We start from the raw sequence: 19658 nt of genomic DNA, 5'->3' as shown, positions 1-19658 counted from the left end.
GTACACAGGGGAACGGATGGGCAGCGCAAGAAATTACCGGGATGTCGCAGCGACCAGGCGCACGGAAAGTGACGCGCATCACGATCGCCTGCTTAGAACTTAAACTAATAGATACTCATTAACTTTCGTATTTGACAATCATTATCATTCTGAATAATTTGTCGCACGTCGTAGGAAGCTTCCCCATGTGGGGTGCTCCTATTCCCCTCTGTGACAAGGTGATTTCCATGGCGGAACAACTATCCACAAGTAAGTGCGATTCACCATTACTCCAGGCATTCGTCGACAACCGCAGTATCCTGGTCAAGATCGCAGCCCGCATTACCGGCTGCCGCTCACGGGCCGAAGACGTGGTGCAGGACGCTTTCTTCCGGCTCGGCGCCGCCCCCCAGATCACCTCGTCGTTCAAGGCCCAGCTCAGCTACCTGTTCCAGATCGTGCGCAACCTGGCCATCGACCATTACCGCAAACAGGCGATGGAGCTGAAGTATTCAGGCAGCGAAGAGGAAGGCTTGAACGTGGTCATCCAGAATGCCTCGCCCGAAGCCACGCACATCAACCTGGCGGCCCTCGAGCACATTGCCGAGGCGCTCAACGAGCTACCCCAGCGCACCCGTTACGCTTTCGAGATGTACCGCCTGCACGGCGTGCCGCAGAAAGACATCGCCAAGGAGCTGGGTGTGTCGCCCACGCTGGTCAACTTCATGATCCGTGATGCGCTGGTACATTGCCGCAAGACCGCCAGCCGGCAGGTCTGAAGCAGCTGCAAGCTTCAAGCTACAAGCTACAAGCTACAAGATGGATCAGCGGCGACGCGCCCCTCTCTTGCAGCTTGAAGCTTGAAGCTCGAAGCTCGAAGCCCCCCCTAAGCCAGCCTGCAACGATCGAAAAACCGCTCCCGCCCCAGAATCATCAACGCTGCGCGCTTGTGCGGAAAATCGAACTCCTTGTCGCAATGGAAGCACTGGTCGTGCATGTAGCCGATCATCTTGCCATTGTCGGCACGGGGCTCGGCCACCACCCGCTGGGTGCGAGGGTCATCCAGAAACAGGTAATGCACCAGCGCCGACAGCCAGCTGGCGACCTTGTGCGGACCGCGATGCGCCTGCTCACCCACCAGCATGTGGATGCCGCGGTCGTAGTCGTCAGCTTGATAGAACGGCGCGATGCGGTCTTCCTTGGCCCAATAAGCCTCGAAGTAGGCAAATGGCTGATCGTCGAAACAGCCGATCAAGGTCACGGTGTGCGGGTCGGCGTCCAGCTTGGCCAGGTATTCCCGGTGCTGCTCCAGCGACCCGCCCTCCTGCCAGAACTGCTCCACACGCGGGTTGTTTTGCCAGCGATTGAAGCGCTCCAGGTCCTGGTCGATCTCCAGGGTGCGCAGCGACACCCAACTCCCCAGGCGCGCATCGAAGCGCCGATACACCTCGCCATGGGGCTTGGGTGCGCGGCGCGGGTGGCGCTTGCCATTGCTGATCTGCATCTGTTGTGGGTATGCGCCGCTGACCAACTGGCCAAGCCAAGGCTGTGGCAACTGCCAGAACATAGCGCGCTCGCACAGGTACACGCCTGGCTGTTCCGTGCTGAGCAACAGGCCGCTGGCGAGGGTCTCAGGTACAGGCTGGGGCAGGTGCCAGGCAAGGCGCTGACAGGCTGGATCCCGCGACAACAACCAGTAACAGGCGGCCCACAGGGCCTGCTGTGGGCGTTCGGGGCATAGGCGTTCAATATGCACCGCCAGGGTAGCAGCTGGCGCCAGGCGCACCTGGATCAGCGGGTGACCCTCCAGGGTCAGGCTCAACCAGCAATCGCCCTCTTCAGCGCTCAGGCTGCGCCAGCGAGGCTGTGACAAGGGCTGAGAAGCGGCATCGAACGGCATGGTCAGGGCTCACAGAAAATGAAAGAAAGGCTCACTTCTGAAAACGTCACTGCAATCGGGGAATTTAGTCATGGGGGGCTTCGACGGTGATCCGGTAAGGCTGGAAGATGCGGGCCAGTTCGCCGGTATCACGCAGGTGGCGCAGCAGCGCGGCCAATTGCGCATCGCTGATAGGCGCGCCGGGGCGCAGCAAAGCATAGTGATGGTAGACCTGGTCGATGCGCGTGGAGGCGATCAACCGGCTGTGACTGGCCGGGTTGCGCGCCAGGAAATCACTGAGGTAAGAGCGCGTTACCAGCGCGATGTCGGCTCGGCCAGCCTGGACCATCAGCAGGTTGCTGTCGTGCGAATAGGTCAGCGTGGCGTTGTAGGTCTTGCGCAGGTAGTTGGGGTCCGGGTTGAAACGGGCGAATGCATAGTGGTAGCCGTTGAACAGCGCCAGGCGCTTGCCGGCGAGATCATCGAAATAGTGCTGGTCCCGGCCATCGGCCTGTTTGGCCACGAACACCTCGGCATCTTCCAGGCCCATGTCCACCGCCTGATGCGGTATCCGTTGCCAGCCCCACTGCGGGTTTTCGAAGATGGCCATATCGGTGCGGCCTTGCTGGAAATCGCCAAAGCGCCGCTGAATCGATGTGGGCACCAGCACGAAACGATAATCTTGCTGCAGACGGTTCAACGCTTCGACCAGTTGCGGCAGCAGCCCGGTGTCAGCCCCCTGCTCGGGGCGAACCGTATAAGGCGGGAAATGCGCAGCACCGATCTTTACCTCGATGGCATCGGCAGCCCAGACCGGAGCCGCCAGCCATACTGCGGCCAGCATCAACAGGGTGGTCAAAGCCTTCCGGCCGGGCGCTGGAGTCAAGACGGACACTCATCACGGTTCATACCTGGATGCGCCTAAGCTAGGCGTTTTCCTGGCAAGGCACAACTGCTGGTTATGCCAAAGTGAGGGCATTTTGCCAGGGGATGCCGTGACGCCGGACATTGGCTACGCTGCTTTGGCATGTATGGCGAGGGAGCCTGGTATGGGCCACTGGTTGGTGATCGACCTGGAAGCCACCACCGACGACGGTGGCTGGCCGGTGACGGAGATGGAAATCATTGAAATCGGCGCCAGCCTGGTGACCCGTGAAGGCCGCGAAGTGGACCACTTCCAGCGCTTCGTGCGGCCCAGGCGGCGGCCGCAACTGACGCCGTTCTGCCGCGAACTGACGCACATCAGCCAGGCCAATGTGGATAGCGCAGCGCCATTTCCCGAGGTATGGGCGCGTTTCGAACGCTGGTTGGGGCACCATCGCGGGCAATTGCAGGCCTGGGTCAGCTGGGGTGATTACGACCGCCAGCAGTTACTGCAGGAATGGCAGCAACATGAGCTCGACAGCCTGTTGCGCGACCTGCCGCATATCAACCTCAAGCAGCGCTTCGCCAAGGCTCGTCATCTGCAGCGTCCGACGGGCCTGAACGGTGCCCTGCAACTGGCCGGTATGCATTTTTGCGGGCAACAGCACCGGGCGCTGGAGGATGCCCGCAATACCGCGCGGCTATTGCCCTTGAGCCTGCCGGGCATTTGAGCTCTGGGCCGCCTGAAAGCAGATGACGGGGCGGATGGGCTTGGGCATACTGGCCAGCCCTTTTTCATCCCCTCTTTTTCAGGAGTCGCCCCATGTTCAAGGTCAACGAGTACTTCGATGGTACCGTCAAGTCGATCGCCTTCGAAGGCACTGAAGGCCCGGCCACCGTCGGCGTCATGGCACCGGGCGAATACGAGTTCGGCACCGCCAAGCGCGAAATCATGCACGTGGTTTCCGGTGCGCTGACCGTGAAGCTGCCGGGCAGCGACAACTGGGAAACCTTCAACGCCGGCGACAAGTTCAATGTGGCCGCCGACAGCAAGTTCCAGCTGAAAGTGGCGGTGGATACCGCCTACCTGTGCGAGTATCGCGACTGATCTGTTGCTGCACACACGGTCGCTTGTAGGAGCGGCCTTGTGTCGCGAAAGGGCTGCGAAGCGGCCCCAGGATTCAGCAGCGCAACAACAATTGCTGGGTCTGCTTCGCAGCCCTTTCCGACCGGTCCGGCGCCCCGGCAAGGCCGCTCCTACAGGTAGTCAGCCTCTGAGGAACCCCGCTACCTTCTCAGCCGCCGCCTGCAAATGCTGCTCATGGCTGAACCCCGAAGCCTTCAGCGGTTTCAGATCATGATCGCCTGCCACCAGCCAGCTCACCTCGATCGACGGTGACAACGCATACCCCTGCACGGCTTCACGATTACCCAGCGCATCCCGCTCGCCCTGCACGATCAAAGCAGGCGTCTGCAAGCCCGCCAAATGCTCGACCCGTGGTTTTTCCGGTTTGCCCACGGCATAGAACGGATAGCCCAGGCACACCAGCGCGTCAGCACCCAACTCGTCGGCCAGCAGGCTGGCCATGCGCCCGCCCATTGACTTGCCGCCAATCGCCAGCTTGCCCGTGACCAAAGGTCGCACCTGCCGGTACACCTCGCGCCAGCATTCGAGCAACACCTTCTGTGGGTTGGGTGGCCGCTTGCCACCCCCTGCCCTGCGCTCGGCCATGTAGGGAAACTCGAAGCGAACCACCCCTACGCCAAGCGCCGCCAGCCTTTGCGCCATTTCATCCATGAACCCGCTGTCCATCGGCGCGCCAGCGCCATGGGCCAGGATCAGGCACGCCGCAGCACTGCCATCTTGCTGATTCTGCGCCGGATTGCAGTGCAAGCCTGGAACATTTCCGATCTTCGCCCATTGATCCCCGTCAATACCGGCACGTTGCCCATTAATCATGCTTGCCTCGCTGTAAAGCCTGCCAATAACCGTGGATGGGAACCCATACATGAACACAACCAGCAGTACCGCCTATAACTACAAGGTGGTCCGCCAATTCGCCATCATGACGGTGGTGTGGGGAATCGTCGGGATGGGGCTCGGCGTCTTCATCGCCGCCCAGCTCGCCTGGCCTTCCCTGAACTTCGACCTCCCCTGGACCAGCTTCGGCCGCCTGCGCCCACTGCATACCAATGCAGTTATCTTCGCGTTCGGCGGCTGCGCTCTGTTCGCCACCTCCTATTATTCGGTGCAACGCACCTGCCAGACCACCCTCTTCGCACCAGGGCTGGCCGCGTTCACCTTCTGGGGTTGGCAACTGGTCATCCTGCTGGCGGCCATTACCTTGCCGCTGGGTTACACCAGTTCCAAGGAATACGCCGAGCTGGAATGGCCGATCGACATCCTGATCACCATCGTCTGGGTCTGCTACGCCATCGTGTTCTTCGGCACTTTGATCAAGCGCACCACCAAGCATATCTATGTCGGCAACTGGTTCTTCGGTGCCTTCATCCTGACCGTAGCCATGTTGCACATCATCAACAACCTGGAACTGCCGGTCAGCCTGACCAAGTCGTACTCGGTCTACGCCGGGGCCACCGACGCCATGGTGCAGTGGTGGTACGGCCACAACGCCGTGGGCTTCTTCCTCACTGCAGGCTTCCTGGGGATGATGTACTACTACGTGCCCAAGCAGGCCGAACGCCCGGTGTATTCCTATCGCCTGTCGATCGTCCACTTCTGGGCGCTGATCACCCTGTACATCTGGGCCGGTCCCCACCACCTGCACTACACCGCGTTGCCCGACTGGGCGCAGTCGCTGGGCATGGTGATGTCGCTGATCCTGCTGGCCCCCAGCTGGGGCGGCATGATCAACGGCATGATGACCCTGTCAGGTGCCTGGCACAAACTGCGCAGCGACCCGATCCTGCGCTTTCTCGTGGTGTCACTGGCGTTCTACGGCATGTCCACCTTCGAAGGCCCGATGATGGCCATCAAGACGGTCAACGCCCTGTCCCACTACACCGACTGGACCATCGGCCACGTGCATGCCGGTGCCCTCGGCTGGGTAGCGATGATCTCCATCGGCGCGCTGTACCACACCATTCCGCAAGTGTTCGGCAAGGCACGCATGTACAGCATCGGCCTGATCAACGCGCACTTCTGGCTGGCGACCATCGGCACCGTGCTGTACATCGCCTCGATGTGGGTCAACGGCATCGCCCAAGGCCTGATGTGGCGCGCGGTGAACAGCGACGGCACGCTCACCTACTCGTTCGTGGAAACCCTGGTGGCCAGCCACCCGGGCTTCATCGTGCGTTTCGTCGGTGGCGCGATCTTCCTCAGTGGCATGTTCCTGATGGCCTGGAACACTTGGCGCACCGTACGTGCACCGGCCACCGAGGCCGCCCCTGCCAACGCCCAGCTGGCCTGAGGAGACCTGCCTGATGAAACATGAAGTCATCGAAAAAAACGTCGGCCTGCTGGCCCTGTTGATGGTGTTCGCCGTCAGCATCGGCGGCCTGACCCAGATCGTCCCGCTGTTCTTCCAGGACGTCACCAACAAGCCGGTCGAAGGCATGAAGCCTTACACCGCGCTGCAGCTTGAAGGCCGCGATATCTATATCCGCGAAGGTTGCGTGGGCTGCCACTCGCAGATGATCCGCCCGTTCCGCGCCGAGACCGAACGGTACGGCCACTACTCGGTGGCCGGTGAAAGTGTGTGGGACCACCCGTTCCTGTGGGGCTCCAAACGCACCGGCCCGGACCTGGCCCGGGTCGGCGGGCGCTACTCAGACGACTGGCACCGCGCGCACCTGTACAACCCGCGCAACGTGGTGCCGGAGTCGAAGATGCCGTCCTACCCATGGCTCGTCGCCCAGCAGGTCGACAACAGCCACACCGACACCAAGATGCGCACCCTGCGCACCCTGGGGGTGCCGTACACCGACCAGGACATTGCCGGTGCGCGTGATGCGGTCAAGGGCAAGACCGAGATGGACGCCCTGGTCGCCTACCTGCAGGTGCTCGGCACCGCGATCAAGAACAAGAGGTGAGTGCGATGGAAATGGATATCGGCATGATCCGCGGCGTGGGCACCCTGGTGGTGATGATTGCCTTCATCGGCCTTTCGCTGTGGGTTTTCAACCGCCGTCGCGACCATGATTTCGCCGAAGCGCGCCTGCTGCCTTTCGTCGACGACCGCCTGCCCCCTGCCGGGCAGGACACTGGCATGAGGAGTAATCCCCAATGACTACCTTCTGGAGTACGTACATCTGCGTACTGACCATCGGCAGCCTGATCGGGCTGACCTGGCTGCTGCTGTCGACCCGCAAGGGCCAGAGCAGCAATACCACCGACCAGACCATGGGGCACAGCTTCGACGGCATCGAGGAGTATGACAATCCGCTGCCCAAGTGGTGGTTCTGGCTGTTCGTCGGCACCCTGGTGTTCGCAGTCGGCTACCTGATTCTCTACCCGGGCCTGGGCAACTGGAAGGGCATCCTGCCCGGCTACGAGAATGGTTGGACCGGCGTGAACGAATGGCAGAAGGAAATGGACAAGGCCGACGCCAGATTCGGCCCGATCTTCGCCAAGTATGCAGCCATGCCAGTCGAGGAAGTGGCCAAGGACCCGCAGGCATTGAAGATGGGCGGCCGCCTGTTCGCCTCCAACTGCTCGGTATGTCACGGCTCGGACGCCAAAGGCGCCTATGGTTTCCCCAACCTGACCGACAATGACTGGCGCTGGGGCGGCGAGCCCGAAACCATCAAGGCGTCGATCATGAATGGCCGCCACGGCGTGATGCCGGCCTGGGCTGAGGTGATCGGCGAACAGGGCGTGGCGGATGTGGCCGCCTACGTGCTGACGAACCTTGATGGCCGCAGCCTGCCGGAAGGCGCCAAGGCTGATGTGGCCAAGGGCAAGGAGATCTTCGCCGGCAACTGCGTGGCCTGCCACGGGCCCGAGGGCAATGGCACCCCAGCCATGGGCGCACCTAACCTGAACCATCCGCAGGCGTTCATCTACGGTTCGAGCTTTGCCCAACTGCAGCAGACCATCCGCTATGGCCGCCAGGGGCAAATGCCGGCCCAGGTGGAAATTCAGGGCAATGACAAGGTGCATTTGCTGGCGGCTTATGTGTACAGCCTTTCGCAGGGTGACATGACTGAAACCGTGACTGCCAAGTAACAACCCGGGGTTGCTCTGCAGCCCATTCGCCGGCTTGCCGGCGATTGGGCCGCAAAGCGGCCCCGGCACCTCCCCGCCCCTAGCCCCGCCTTGCACCCCCTCCGAACAGAACTAAGCTTGTTGCCACAGTGGCCTTCGCTGTCAATCCAGCGAAGCAGACGCGGTGCATCGCCTGACGCCGCCTGGAAAAAAAGCTTGACCGATCGATCAGAAAAAGGTGAAAAACGGTACACATTACAAATATTTATTTGTGTACAATCGCCCAGACCCTATTGCCGCGGGACACCGGCAACAGGGCCCGGGCACGGGTCGGCGCAGGGCTCCTTGCGTTGCCATAACCCTGGCGGTTATCGATACTGGCGCCGATTTTTCAACCAACAAGAACACCAAAACCGTGGAACCTTAGAATGAGCACAGCAATCAGTCCGACTGCTTATAACTATAAGGTCGTCCGCCAGTTCGCCATCATGACGGTGGTCTGGGGGATCCTTGGCATGGGCCTGGGCGTTTTCATCGCCTCGCAGCTGGTGTGGCCGCAACTGAACCTGGACCTGCCCTGGACCAGCTTCGGCCGCCTGCGCCCCTTGCATACCAACCTGGTCATCTTCGCCTTCGGCGGCTGTGCGTTGTTCGGCACCAGCTACTACGTGGTGCAGCGAACCTGCCAGACCCGGCTGATCTCCGACAGCATGGCTGCCTTCACCTTCTGGGGTTGGCAGGCCGTCATCGTCGGTGCGCTGATCACCTTGCCGATGGGCTACACCACCACCAAGGAATACGCCGAGCTCGAGTGGCCACTGGCGATCCTGCTGGCCATCGTCTGGGTCACCTACGGGCTGGTGTTCTTCGGCACCATCGTCAAGCGCAAGACCAAGCACATCTACGTCGGCAACTGGTTCTACGGCGCCTTCATCGTGGTTACCGCGATGCTGCACATCGTCAACCACATCTCGCTGCCGGTAAGCCTGTTCAAGTCCTACTCGGCCTACTCCGGCGCCACCGACGCGATGATCCAGTGGTGGTACGGCCACAACGCCGTGGGCTTCTTCCTCACCACGGGCTTTCTGGGGATGATGTACTACTTCGTGCCCAAGCAGGCCGAGCGGCCGATCTACTCGTATCGCCTGTCGATCGTCCACTTCTGGGCACTGATCACCCTGTACATCTGGGCAGGCCCGCACCACCTGCACTACACCGCGCTGCCCGACTGGGCGCAGTCGCTGGGCATGGTGATGTCGATCATCCTCCTGGCGCCGAGCTGGGGCGGCATGATCAACGGCATGATGACCCTGTCCGGTGCCTGGCACAAACTGCGCACCGACCCGATCCTGCGCTTCCTCGTGGTATCGCTGGCGTTCTACGGCATGTCCACCTTCGAAGGCCCGATGATGGCCATCAAGACCGTGAACTCGCTGTCGCACTACACCGACTGGACCATCGGCCACGTACACGCTGGCGCGCTCGGCTGGGTGGCGATGATCTCGATCGGCGCCGTGTACCACATGATCCCGCGCCTGTATGGCCGCGATCAGATGCACAGCGTGGGCCTGATCAACGCGCACTTCTGGCTGGCGACCATCGGCACCGTGCTGTACATCGCCTCGATGTGGGTCAACGGCATCACCCAAGGCCTGATGTGGCGCGCCATCAACGATGACGGCACGCTGACCTACTCCTTCGTCGAAGCCCTGCAGGCCAGCCACCCGGGCTACATCGTCCGCGCCCTGGGCGGTGCGTTCTTCGCCTCCGGCATGCTGCTGATGGCTTACAACGTGTTGCGCACCGTACGCGCCGCCAACCCGGCAGAAGCGGATGAAGCCGCCAAGATCGTTGTTGTGGGAGCCCACTGATGAAGCATGAAGCTGTCGAGAAGAACATCGGCCTGCTGGCCTTCTTCATGGTCATCGCCGTGAGCGTCGGTGGCCTCACCCAGATCGTCCCGCTGTTCTTCCAGGACGTCACCAACAAACCCGTCGAAGGCATGAAGCCGCGCACCGCGCTGGAAGTCGAAGGCCGTGACATCTACATCCGCGAAGGTTGCGTGGGCTGCCACTCGCAGATGATCCGCCCGTTCCGCGCTGAAACCGAGCGCTACGGCCACTACTCGGTGGCCGGTGAAAGCGTGTGGGATCACCCGTTCCTGTGGGGCTCCAAGCGCACCGGCCCGGACCTGGCCCGCGTCGGCGGCCGCTACTCCGATGATTGGCACCGCGCGCACCTGTACAACCCGCGCAACGTCGTGCCGGAGTCGAAGATGCCGGCCTACCCGTGGCTGGTGGAGAACACGCTCGACGGCAAAGACACCGCGAAGAAGCTGGAAGTGCTGCGTACCCTGGGCACGCCGTACACCGATGCCGATATCGCCGGTGCCCGCGACGCGGTCAAGGGCAAGACCGAAATGGACGCACTGGTCGCGTACCTGCAGGGTCTTGGCACCATCATCAAAAGCAAACGGTGACGCTGATGGATATCGGGATGATTCGCGGCCTGGGCACCGTCGTGGTGATGGTGGCCTTCGTGGGCCTGGCGCTGTGGGTGTTCAACCCACGGCGCAAGCAGGAGTTCGACGAGGCAACCCAACTGCCGTTCGCCGATGACCCCGAGGCCAAAACGCACGTCGAGCAAGCGCAAGCAAAAGCTTCTGGGAGCAAACAACAATGACAACCTTCTGGAGTCTGTACGTCACCGTCCTGACCCTGGGCACCATCTTCGCGTTGACCTGGCTACTGCTGTCGACCCGCAAGGGCCAGCGCGAAGAGGTCACCGACGAAACCGTCGGGCATGCCTTCGATGGCATCGAGGAATATGACAACCCGCTGCCCAAATGGTGGTTCTGGCTGTTCGTCGGCACCATCATTTTCGCCCTCGGCTACCTGGTGCTGTACCCGGGCCTGGGCAACTGGAAAGGCGTGCTGCCCGGGTATTCGTACCTGGATAACGACAAGCAGACCGAGTTCACCAACGGTCAGCCCGGTTGGACCGGCGTGCACGAGTGGGAAAAGGAAATGGCCAAGGCCGATGCCCGCTTCGGGCCGATCTTCGCCAAGTACGCGGCCATGCCTATCGAAGAAGTGGCCAAGCAGCCGCAAGCACTGAAGATGGGTGCGCGGCTGTTCGCATCCAACTGCTCGGTGTGCCACGGCTCCGACGCCAAGGGCGCCTACGGTTTCCCCAACCTCACCGACAACGACTGGCGCTGGGGCGGCGAGCCGGAAACCATCAAGGCCAGCATCATGGGTGGCCGCCATGGCGTGATGCCGGCGTGGGCGGAGGTGATCGGCGAGCAAGGCGTGGCCGACGTTTCGGCCTTCGTCATCAGCAAGCTCGATGGTCGCAGCCTGCCCGAAGGCGCCAAGGCCGATGTCGAGAACGGGCAGAAGATCTTCGCCGCCAACTGCGTGGCGTGCCATGGCCCTGAAGGCAAGGGCACACCCGCCATGGGCGCACCGAACCTGACTCACCCGCAGGCGTTCATCTACGGTTCGAGCTTCGCTCAGTTGCAACAGACCATCCGTTATGGTCGCCAGGGGCAGATGCCGGCGCAGGAGCAACTGCAGGGCAATGACAAAGTGCACCTGCTGGCGGCTTATGTGTACAGCCTGTCGCATCAGGAGCAGGAGCCTGAAAAGGCCGAGTGATGCCTGCACCGGCCCTATCGCCGGCAAGCCGGTTCCCGCACCTTGTGGGAGCCGGCTTGCCGGCGAAAGGGCCGGTAGATTCAGCGCTAGCTGACCTGGATCAATTGACACCCGCCTTAACACGACTAACACCACGAAACCAACGCGACTAAAGGTCGCATGGCGACCCCGGCGTGCCATCAGCGGCGTATCATGGGTCGCAGCGTTAGCAGAACGCGCGAGACTGCGGCCGGCACGCACTGGCCGCGGCATTTCTCCACTGCCGTGGGACTTGATGATGAGCAAGCAAATTCCGGTACATGACGTTACCCCGCCTGCCAGCAAAGGGAAGGATTCCGTCGACCTCTACGCCTCTCGCGAGAAAATCTACACCCGCGCCTTCACCGGCCTGTTCCGCAGATTGCGGATGGTCGGCGGGGCAGCGCTGTTCCTTTTGTACTTCGGCACTGTCTGGCTGAACTGGGGCGGCCATCAGGCGGTATGGTGGAACCTGCCCGAACGCAAGTTCTACATCTTCGGCACCACCATCTGGCCGCAAGACTTCATCCTGCTCTCGGGCATCCTCATCGTCGCCGCCTTCGGCCTGTTCTTCGTTACCGTGTATGCCGGCCGCGTGTGGTGCGGCTACACCTGCCCGCAAAGCGTGTGGACGTGGATCTTCATGTGGTGCGAGAAGGTCACCGAAGGCGACCGCAATCAGCGCATGAAGCTTGACCGGGCCCCGATGAGCGCCAACAAGTTCCTGCGCAAGTTCACCAAGCACAGCCTGTGGCTGCTGATCGGCTTCGTCACCGGCATGACCTTCGTCGGCTACTTCTCGCCGATTCGCGAACTGGTCATCGAATTCTTCACAGGCCAGGCCGATGGCTGGGCCTACTTCTGGGTCGGCTTCTTCACCTTGGCCACCTACGGTAACGCCGGCTGGCTGCGCGAGCAGGTGTGCGTGTACATGTGCCCCTACGCACGTTTCCAGAGCGTGATGTTCGACAAGGACACCTTGATCGTCTCCTACGACCCGCGCCGCGGTGAAACCCGCGGCCCGCGCAAGAAGGACGCGGACTACAAGGCCCAGGGTCTGGGCGACTGCATCGACTGCACCATGTGCGTACAGGTCTGCCCCACCGGCATCGACATCCGCGACGGGCTGCAGATCGAGTGCATCGGCTGCGCCGCCTGCATCGACGCGTGCGACAGCATCATGGACAAGATGAACTACCCCAAAGGCCTGATCAGCTACACCACCGAGCACAACCTGTCGGGGCAAAAGACCCACATGCTGCGCCCAAGGCTGATCGGCTACGCACTGGTACTGCTGGTGATGATCGGCGCCCTGGCCACCGCCTTCGCCACCCGCTCGCTGGTGGGCTTCGACGTTAGCAAGGACCGCGTGCTGTACCGCGAGAACGCCCAGGGGCGGATCGAGAACGTGTACAGCCTCAAGGTCATGAACAAGGACCAGCGTGACCACGTCTACGTGCTGGACGCCGCTGGTCTGCCTGATCTGCGGCTCGAAGGCCAGCGGGAAATCCGCGTGGCCGCCGGCGATATCGTCAGCCTGCCGGTGCAGTTGTCGGTCGCCCCCGAGAAACTGCCCTCGACCACCAACGAAATCACCTTCACCCTCAAGAGCGCCGATGACAGCGCTGCCGAGGTCGAAGCCAAGAGCCGCTTCATCGGCCCACAGATCCGCTGAGAGAGAACGCGAACCATGCCTGCCGCCACCGCCACCAGCCCTTGGTACAAGCACCTCTGGCCCTGGATCATCATCGGCATCCTCACCACCTCGGTGTGCCTGAGCCTGACCATGGTCAGCATCGCCGTGAACAACCCCGACAACCTGGTCAACGACAACTACTACGAGGCTGGCAAAGGCATCAACCGCTCGCTGGACCGTGAATTGCTGGCGCAGAACCTGGGCTTGAAGGCCAGCGTGCACCTGGACGAGCTGACAGGCGAAGTGGACCTGCGCCTGGCCGGCAGCAGCAACCCGCAGAGCCTGGAGCTGAACCTGATTTCACCCACCCAGCCAGAAAAGGATCGCAAGGTGCTGCTGAGCCGGGTCGAGGCAGGGCGCTATGTGGGGCAACTGGAAGACAAGGTCGACGGGCGCCGCTTTGTCGAGCTGCTGGGTAGCGAAAGCGGCCAGGTGTGGCGCTTGTTCGAGGAGGAAAAAGTGGCGCATGGTGTGACCTTGCAGTTGGGCGATGAAGCCATCCAGGGCGCTGAACACTTGTAGGAGCGCCCCTTTCGCGACACAAGGCCGCTCCTACAGGGGAACGCGCCGGCCAGCCGATATATGTAAGGCAATGATGTGATGACCCAGCCCACCCCCTGCTACCACTGCGCCCTGCCCGTCCCCGCCGGCAGCCGCTTCACCGCCGTGGTCCTCGGCCAGCCCCGGCACTTCTGCTGTCCCGGCTGCCAGGCAGTGGCCGAGTCGATCGTCGCCGGTGGCCTGGAGCACTACTACCAGCACCGCAGCGACAACAGCGCCAACCCCGAGGCCCTGCCCAAGCAGTTGCAGGACGAACTGGCCCTGTACGACCGCAGTGACGTGCAACAGACCTTCGTCCGTCACCAAGGCGACCTGGCCGAAACCACCCTGCTGGTCGAAGGCATCAGCTGCGCCGCCTGCGGCTGGTTGATCGAAAAGCATTTGCGCAACCTGCCCGGCGTGGCCGACGCACGTCTTAACCTGTCCAACCATCGCCTGCTGCTCAGTTGGGAAGACCAACGCCTGCCGCTCTCGCGATTGTTGGCCGAGCTGCGCCAGATCGGCTACGCCGCCCATCCCTACCAGCCCGACCAGGCCGCCGAGCAACTGGCCCGCGAAAACCGCAGCGCCCTGCGCAGGCTGGGCGTGGCCGGGCTGCTGTGGTTCCAGGCGATGATGGCGACCATGGCCACCTGGCCGGAATTCAACATCGACCTGTCGCCCGAGCTGCACACCATCCTGCGCTGGGTGGCGCTGTTTCTCACCATCCCGATCGTGTTCTACAGCTGCGCGCCCTTCTTCAAAGGAGCCGCACGCGACCTGCGCACCCGCCACCTGACCATGGACGTGTCGGTATCGCTGGCCATCGCCCTGGCCTTCGGTGCCGGGATATGGACGGCCGTCACCGGCAGTGGCGAGCTGTATTTCGACACCGTGGGCATGTTCGCACTGTTTCTGCTCACCGGCCGCTACCTTGAACGCCGCGCCCGCGAGCGCACCGCGGCGGCGACCGCGCAACTGGTCAACCTGCTACCGGCCTCTTGCCTGCGCCTGGACAGCCTTGGCCGCAGCGAGCGCATCCTGCTCAGCGAACTGCAACGCGGCGACACCGTGCAGGTGCTGCCCGGCGCAGTGATCCCGGCTGACGGGCGCATTGTCGAAGGCCGCTCCAGCGTCGACGAGTCGCTGCTGACCGGTGAATACCTGCCGCAACCGCGGCGGGTCGGCGACCGGGTCACCGGCGGCACCCTGAATGTCGAAAGCACGCTGAACGTAGAAATCGAAGCCCTTGGCCAGGAGTCGCGACTGTCGGCCATCGTCCGCCTGCTGGAACGCGCGCAGACGGAAAAGCCACGCCTGGCGCAAATAGCCGACCGTGCATCGCAGTGGTTCCTGCTGTTCACGCTGGTGGCCGCTATCGTCATAGGCCTGTGGTGGTGGCACCTGGACCCCACACGAGCGTTCTGGATTGTCCTGGCCATGCTGGTAGCCACCTGCCCATGCGCGCTCTCGCTCGCCACCCCTACAGCACTGACAGCCGCCACCGGTACGCTGCACAAGCTCGGCCTGCTGGTCACCCGAGGTCATGTCCTGGAAGGCCTCAACCAGATCGACACGGTCATTTTCGACAAAACCGGCACGCTCACCGAGGGCCGCCTCACGCTGCGCAGCATTCGCCCGCTGGGCGCAGTGGCCGCCGACCGCTGCCTGGCCCTTGCCGCCGCCCTGGAAAACCGCTCCGAGCACCCCATCGCCCGCGCCTTCGGCCGCAATGCCGAGCCTGCGGACGATGTGCAAACGGTACCCGGGCTGGGCCTGGAAGGGCTGGCCGGCGGGCAGCGCCTGCGCATCGGTCAGCCCACGTTCGTTTGCGCCCTCAGCGGCGCCGAAATCCCGACTGTCCCGGAGCCTCGTGGTCAATGGCTGCTGCTAGGGGATCGCCAAGGCCCGCTGGCCTGGTTCGGCCTGGACGATCGCCTGCGCGAGGACGCCCCTGCTCTGCTGGCGGCCTGCAAGGCGCGCGGCTGGCGCACCCTGCTGCTATCGGGCGACAGCTCGCCCATGGTCGCTGAAGTGGCCGCTCAGCTGGGTATCGACCAGGCCATTGGCGGCCTGCGCCCGGACGACAAGCTGGACCGGCTCAAGGCTCTGCAGACCTCCGGGCGCAAGGTTCTGATGCTGGGTGACGGGGTGAACGACGTGCCGGTGCTGGCCGCCGCCGATATCAGCATTGCCATGGGCAGTGCCACCGATCTTGCCAAGACCAGTGCCGATGCAGTGCTGTTGAGCAACCGTCTGCAAGCGCTGGTACATGCCTTCGACCTGGCCCGCCGCACCCGCCGCAACATCCTCGAGAACCTGCTTTGGGCGACGCTGTATAATGGCCTCATGCTGCCGTTTGCCGCGCTCGGCTGGATCACCCCGGTGTGGGCCGCCGTCGGCATGTCGGTCAGCTCGCTGATCGTGGTCCTCAATGCCCTGCGCCTGACCCGGCTGCCTGGCGTGGCGGCCACAGCCAGCGCCCCACAACCTGCCATTGCCTGATCAGGAGCCGCCCATGCCAGCCCTCTATGTCATGATCCCGGCCGCCCTGCTGCTTGTCGGCGTCGCCGTGTACATCTTTTTCTGGGCGGTCGACAGCGGCCAGTACGACGATCTTGAAAGCCCTGCCCACAGCATCCTGTTCGACGACCAGGACCCACGCCACCAGGCTGCCGTCAAACAAGACCCCGCCGAGCCGCAAGACAGGGACCAACCACCCCGTGCCTGACCTGCTTCCCCTGCTCGGCTCCGCGCTGGTCCTCGGCCTGCTCGGCGGCGGCCACTGCCTGGGCATGTGCGGCGGCCTGATGGGCGCACTCACCCTGGCGATCCCGCGGGAGCAACGCGGTCGGCGCCTGCGCCTGCTGCTGGCGTACAACCTTGGGCGGGTCCTCAGTTATGCCTGCGCCGGCCTGCTGCTGGGCCTGGCCGGCTGGGCGGTGGCAAGCAGCCCTGCCGCCCTGGCACTGCGGGTGGTGGCAGCGTTGCTGCTGATCGCCATGGGCCTGTACCTGGCCGGCTGGTGGAGCGGGCTGACGCGCATCGAAGCACTGGGCAGGGGGCTTTGGCGGCATATCCAGCCAGTGGCCACGCGCCTGTTGCCGGTCTCCAGCCTGCCCCGGGCCCTGCTGCTTGGCGCGCTGTGGGGCTGGCTGCCATGCGGGCTGGTTTACAGCACCCTGCTGTGGGCAGCCAGCCAGGGCAATGCGGGGTACAGTGCGACGCTGATGCTGGCGTTCGGGCTGGGTACCTGGCCTGTGCTGCTGGCCACAGGGCTGGCGGCGGAGCGGGTCAACAGCCTGTTGCGGCGGCGTAGCGTGCGTATGGCAGGAGGACTGCTGGTCATCCTGTTCGGCCTGTGGACACTGCCCGGGCCGCACCAGCATTGGCTGATGGGGCACTGACAGGGCTGCTGGGCAGCGCCCCCCGTAGCTCTTGATACAAATCAACACAGATTCCTACAGACGGCCATAGACTCCGGGGCACTGCTGCTCATTCCGGGGACCGCCCACATGCTCGAAGATCTACGCTGGGATGCCGACCTGATCCGCCGCTACGATCTGGCCGGCCCGCGCTACACCTCCTACCCGACTGCGGTGCAGCTGCACAGCGGAGTCGGCTCGTTCGACCTGCTCCACGCCCTGCGCGAAAGCCGCCGGGCCGTGCGCCCGTTGTCTGTGTACGTACACGTGCCGTTCTGCGCCAACATCTGCTACTACTGCGCCTGCAACAAGGTCATCACCAAGGACCGTGCCCGAGCCGCACCCTACCTGCAGCGCCTGGAGCAGGAAATCCAGCTGATCGCCTGCCACCTGGACCCTAAACAGCGTGTTGAACAGCTGCATTTGGGCGGCGGCACGCCGACCTTCCTCAGCCATGTGGAGCTGCGCCAGCTGATGGCCACCCTGCGCCAGCACTTCAACCTGCTGGACGATGATTCCGGCGACTACGGCATCGAACTGGACCCGCGCGAGGCCGACTGGTCGACCATGGGCCTGTTGCGCGAACTGGGCTTCAACCGCGTGAGCCTCGGTGTGCAGGACCTGGACCCTGCGGTGCAGCGCGCGATCAACCGCCTGCAGAGCCTGGAACAGACCCGCACCCTGATCGAGGCGGCGCGCACCTTGCAGTTCCGCTCGGTCAACCTGGACCTGATCTACGGCCTGCCCAAGCAGACCCCGGAAGGTTTCGCCCGCACCGTCGAGGAAGTGATCCGCCTGCAGCCCGACCGCCTCTCGGTTTTCAACTACGCCCACCTGCCTGAGCGCTTCATGCCGCAACGGCGTATCGACAGCAACGACCTGCCGGCCCCGGCCGCCAAGCTGGAGATGCTCCGGGCCACCATCGAGCAGCTCACTACCGCCGGCTATCGCTACATCGGCATGGACCACTTCGCCCTGCCCGACGACGAGCTGGCCGTCGCCCAGGAAGAAGGCACCCTGCAGCGCAACTTCCAGGGCTACACCACCCACGGCCACTGCGACCTGATCGGCCTGGGGGTTTCGGCAATCAGCCAGATCGGCGACCTGTACTGCCAGAACAGCAGCGACCTCAACACTTATCAGGACGCGCTTTCCGGCTCCCAGCTGGCAACCCAGCGCGGCCTGCTGTGCAATCACGATGACCGCCTGCGACGGGCAGTGATCCAGCAACTGATCTGCCACTTCGAGCTCGACTTCGAGCCGATCGAAAGCGCGTTCACCATCGATTTTCGGGGCTATTTCAACGATCTTTGGCCAGCGCTGCTGAACATGCAAAGGGACGGCCTGATCCACCTCGACGAAAAGGGCATACGCATCCTGCCGGCCGGGCGCCTGCTGGTCCGCTCGGTATGCATGGTGTTCGACGCGTATCTGGCGATGCACGACCGTCAGCGATTTTCACGAGTGATCTAGCCAAGCGAGTCGTTGACCGTGTGGACAAGCCCGCTTGCCGAGCACACTATGGGCAAGAACGGACCCCCGGCATGATGCAGCTGGGGTTCGGCCAAGGCGCATCATCCTCGCGCACACTGGCCTACACCCTATGCCGTAGGTTACCCTTACGACTTATGTGTGCTTTCCCACAAGGATCGATTCAAATGTCCGAGCCAGTCAAACTGCGCGCCCACGGCCAGGCCCATTGCAAGGATTGCAGCCTGGCCCCCCTGTGCCTGCCTCTTTCGCTCAACCTGGAAGACATGGATGCACTGGATGAAATCGTCAAACGCGGACGCCCGCTGAAAAAGGGCGAGTTCCTGTTCCGCCAGGGTGACAATTTCGGCTCGGTTTACGCCGTACGTTCCGGCGCCCTCAAGACGTTCAGCCTGAGCGACAGCGGCGAGGAGCAGATCACCGGCTTCCACCTGCCCAGCGAACTGGTGGGCCTGTCCGGAGTGGACACTGAAGCCTACCCGGTCTCGGCCCAGGCGCAGGAAACCACCTCGGTGTGCGAAATCCCGTTCGAGCGCCTTGATGAACTGTCGGTGCAACTACCCCAGCTGCGCCGCCAGTTGATGCGGGTGATGAGCCGCGAGATCCGTGACGATCAGCAAATGATGCTGTTGCTGTCGAAAAAGACTGCCGATGAGCGCATTGCCACCTTCCTGGTCAACCTGTCGGCACGCTTCCGCGCCCGCGGCTATTCGGCCAACCAGTTCCGCCTGAGCATGTCGCGCAACGAAATCGGCAATTACCTGGGCCTGGCCGTTGAAACCGTGTCGCGGGTGTTCACCCGCTTCCAGCAGAACGGCCTGCTGCGCGCCGAGGGCAAGGAAGTGCACATCCTCGACCCGATCCAGCTGTGTGCGCTGGCCGGTGGTGCGATGGAGGCCTGAAAGCCTGCTTGAAAAAGGTATACTGGCGCATTCGT

At 63.1% G+C, this 19658-nt stretch carries 21 protein-coding genes; 18 read left to right on the top strand and 3 right to left on the bottom strand.

All coding sequences use genetic code 11. The features are described from left to right. Positions 1-227 precede the first annotated feature (227 nt). The gene (locus ACW4TB_RS09720) at positions 228-758 is read left to right on the top strand and encodes an RNA polymerase factor sigma-70 (RefSeq protein WP_012315396.1); all 531 of its coding nucleotides are present in this window, start codon (positions 228-230) and stop codon (positions 756-758) included. Between the two features lie 107 nt (positions 759-865). On the opposite strand, the gene ACW4TB_RS09715 is transcribed toward ACW4TB_RS09720, so the two are convergent. Next, on the bottom strand, positions 866-1879 hold the full coding sequence (locus tag ACW4TB_RS09715) for a GNAT family N-acetyltransferase (RefSeq protein ID WP_279929986.1): 1014 nt from the start codon (positions 1877-1879) through the stop codon (positions 866-868). Between the two features lie 64 nt (positions 1880-1943). After that, entirely contained in the window at positions 1944-2717 is a 774-nt protein-coding gene (locus tag ACW4TB_RS09710) for a substrate-binding periplasmic protein (protein WP_455842956.1), read from the bottom strand. A gap of 190 nt (positions 2718-2907) precedes the next feature. Here ACW4TB_RS09710 and ACW4TB_RS09705 point away from each other — a divergent pair, with 190 nt between their 5' ends. Further along, on the top strand, positions 2908-3453 hold the full coding sequence (locus ACW4TB_RS09705; RefSeq protein WP_119687513.1) for an exonuclease domain-containing protein: 546 nt from the start codon (positions 2908-2910) through the stop codon (positions 3451-3453). A gap of 92 nt (positions 3454-3545) precedes the next feature. After that, positions 3546-3830: a pyrimidine/purine nucleoside phosphorylase gene (gene ppnP / locus ACW4TB_RS09700; RefSeq protein WP_012315400.1), complete on the top strand. Its 285-nt coding sequence runs from the start codon at positions 3546-3548 to the stop codon at positions 3828-3830. Between the two features lie 159 nt (positions 3831-3989). Here ppnP and ACW4TB_RS09695 read toward each other — a convergent pair whose 3' ends face one another. Beyond that, positions 3990-4682 (bottom strand): alpha/beta family hydrolase, encoded by a 693-nt coding sequence (locus ACW4TB_RS09695; protein WP_012315401.1) that lies wholly within the window; start codon positions 4680-4682, stop codon positions 3990-3992. 49 nt (positions 4683-4731) lie between these two features. Between ACW4TB_RS09695 and ccoN (ACW4TB_RS09690) the strand changes: the two genes are divergently transcribed. From ccoN (ACW4TB_RS09690) to fnrA, 15 genes are all read left to right on the top strand, one after another. Beyond that, the gene (ccoN, locus tag ACW4TB_RS09690) at positions 4732-6156 is read left to right on the top strand and encodes a cytochrome-c oxidase, cbb3-type subunit I (RefSeq protein ID WP_012315402.1); all 1425 of its coding nucleotides are present in this window, start codon (positions 4732-4734) and stop codon (positions 6154-6156) included. A gap of 13 nt (positions 6157-6169) precedes the next feature. Beyond that, complete coding sequence (gene ccoO / locus ACW4TB_RS09685) at positions 6170-6778, top strand: cytochrome-c oxidase, cbb3-type subunit II (protein WP_012315403.1); 609 nt, start codon at positions 6170-6172, stop codon at positions 6776-6778. 5 nt (positions 6779-6783) lie between these two features. Continuing rightward, positions 6784-6975 carry a cbb3-type cytochrome oxidase subunit 3 gene (locus tag ACW4TB_RS09680; protein WP_012315404.1) on the top strand — a complete coding sequence of 64 codons (192 nt, stop codon included), beginning with the start codon at positions 6784-6786 and terminating at the stop codon, positions 6973-6975. Continuing rightward, positions 6972-7913 (top strand): cytochrome-c oxidase, cbb3-type subunit III, encoded by a 942-nt coding sequence (ccoP, locus tag ACW4TB_RS09675; protein WP_012315405.1) that lies wholly within the window; start codon positions 6972-6974, stop codon positions 7911-7913. The genes ACW4TB_RS09680 and ccoP (ACW4TB_RS09675) overlap by 4 nt, the downstream gene beginning before the upstream one ends. A 407-nt stretch (positions 7914-8320) precedes the next feature. Beyond that, entirely contained in the window at positions 8321-9763 is a 1443-nt protein-coding gene (gene ccoN / locus ACW4TB_RS09670; protein ID WP_012315406.1) for a cytochrome-c oxidase, cbb3-type subunit I, read from the top strand. Next, positions 9763-10371 (top strand): cytochrome-c oxidase, cbb3-type subunit II, encoded by a 609-nt coding sequence (gene ccoO, locus ACW4TB_RS09665; RefSeq protein ID WP_012315407.1) that lies wholly within the window; start codon positions 9763-9765, stop codon positions 10369-10371. Before ccoN (ACW4TB_RS09670) ends, ccoO (ACW4TB_RS09665) begins: the two co-directional genes overlap by 1 nt. A 5-nt stretch (positions 10372-10376) precedes the next feature. Further along, the gene (locus ACW4TB_RS09660; protein ID WP_012315408.1) at positions 10377-10574 is read left to right on the top strand and encodes a CcoQ/FixQ family Cbb3-type cytochrome c oxidase assembly chaperone; all 198 of its coding nucleotides are present in this window, start codon (positions 10377-10379) and stop codon (positions 10572-10574) included. Further along, the gene (gene ccoP, locus ACW4TB_RS09655; RefSeq protein ID WP_039604994.1) at positions 10571-11551 is read left to right on the top strand and encodes a cytochrome-c oxidase, cbb3-type subunit III; all 981 of its coding nucleotides are present in this window, start codon (positions 10571-10573) and stop codon (positions 11549-11551) included. The genes ACW4TB_RS09660 and ccoP (ACW4TB_RS09655) overlap by 4 nt, the downstream gene beginning before the upstream one ends. Positions 11552-11828: 277 nt before the next feature. Beyond that, entirely contained in the window at positions 11829-13244 is a 1416-nt protein-coding gene (gene ccoG / locus ACW4TB_RS09650) for a cytochrome c oxidase accessory protein CcoG (protein WP_254466189.1), read from the top strand. A 15-nt stretch (positions 13245-13259) separates the two neighbouring features. Next, on the top strand, positions 13260-13787 hold the full coding sequence (locus ACW4TB_RS09645; RefSeq protein WP_012315411.1) for a FixH family protein: 528 nt from the start codon (positions 13260-13262) through the stop codon (positions 13785-13787). 78 nt (positions 13788-13865) lie between these two features. Next, complete coding sequence (locus ACW4TB_RS09640) at positions 13866-16310, top strand: heavy metal translocating P-type ATPase (RefSeq protein ID WP_279929970.1); 2445 nt, start codon at positions 13866-13868, stop codon at positions 16308-16310. 13 nt (positions 16311-16323) lie between these two features. After that, positions 16324-16536, top strand: a complete 213-nt coding sequence (ccoS, locus tag ACW4TB_RS09635; RefSeq protein WP_279929967.1) for a cbb3-type cytochrome oxidase assembly protein CcoS — start codon at positions 16324-16326, stop codon at positions 16534-16536. Beyond that, positions 16529-17212, top strand: coding sequence for a sulfite exporter TauE/SafE family protein (locus ACW4TB_RS09630; RefSeq protein ID WP_279929965.1), 684 nt, complete (start codon positions 16529-16531; stop codon positions 17210-17212). The genes ccoS and ACW4TB_RS09630 overlap by 8 nt, the downstream gene beginning before the upstream one ends. A gap of 108 nt (positions 17213-17320) precedes the next feature. Next, complete coding sequence (gene hemN, locus ACW4TB_RS09625; RefSeq protein ID WP_012315415.1) at positions 17321-18703, top strand: oxygen-independent coproporphyrinogen III oxidase; 1383 nt, start codon at positions 17321-17323, stop codon at positions 18701-18703. Between the two features lie 185 nt (positions 18704-18888). Continuing rightward, positions 18889-19623, top strand: coding sequence for a Crp/Fnr family transcriptional regulator FnrA (gene fnrA, locus ACW4TB_RS09620; protein WP_279929961.1), 735 nt, complete (start codon positions 18889-18891; stop codon positions 19621-19623). Positions 19624-19658: the final 35 nt, after the last annotated feature.

It is taken from the genome of Lelliottia jeotgali (genome assembly GCF_977070485.1).
This window is presented reverse-complemented; position numbering and strand designations above follow the sequence as displayed.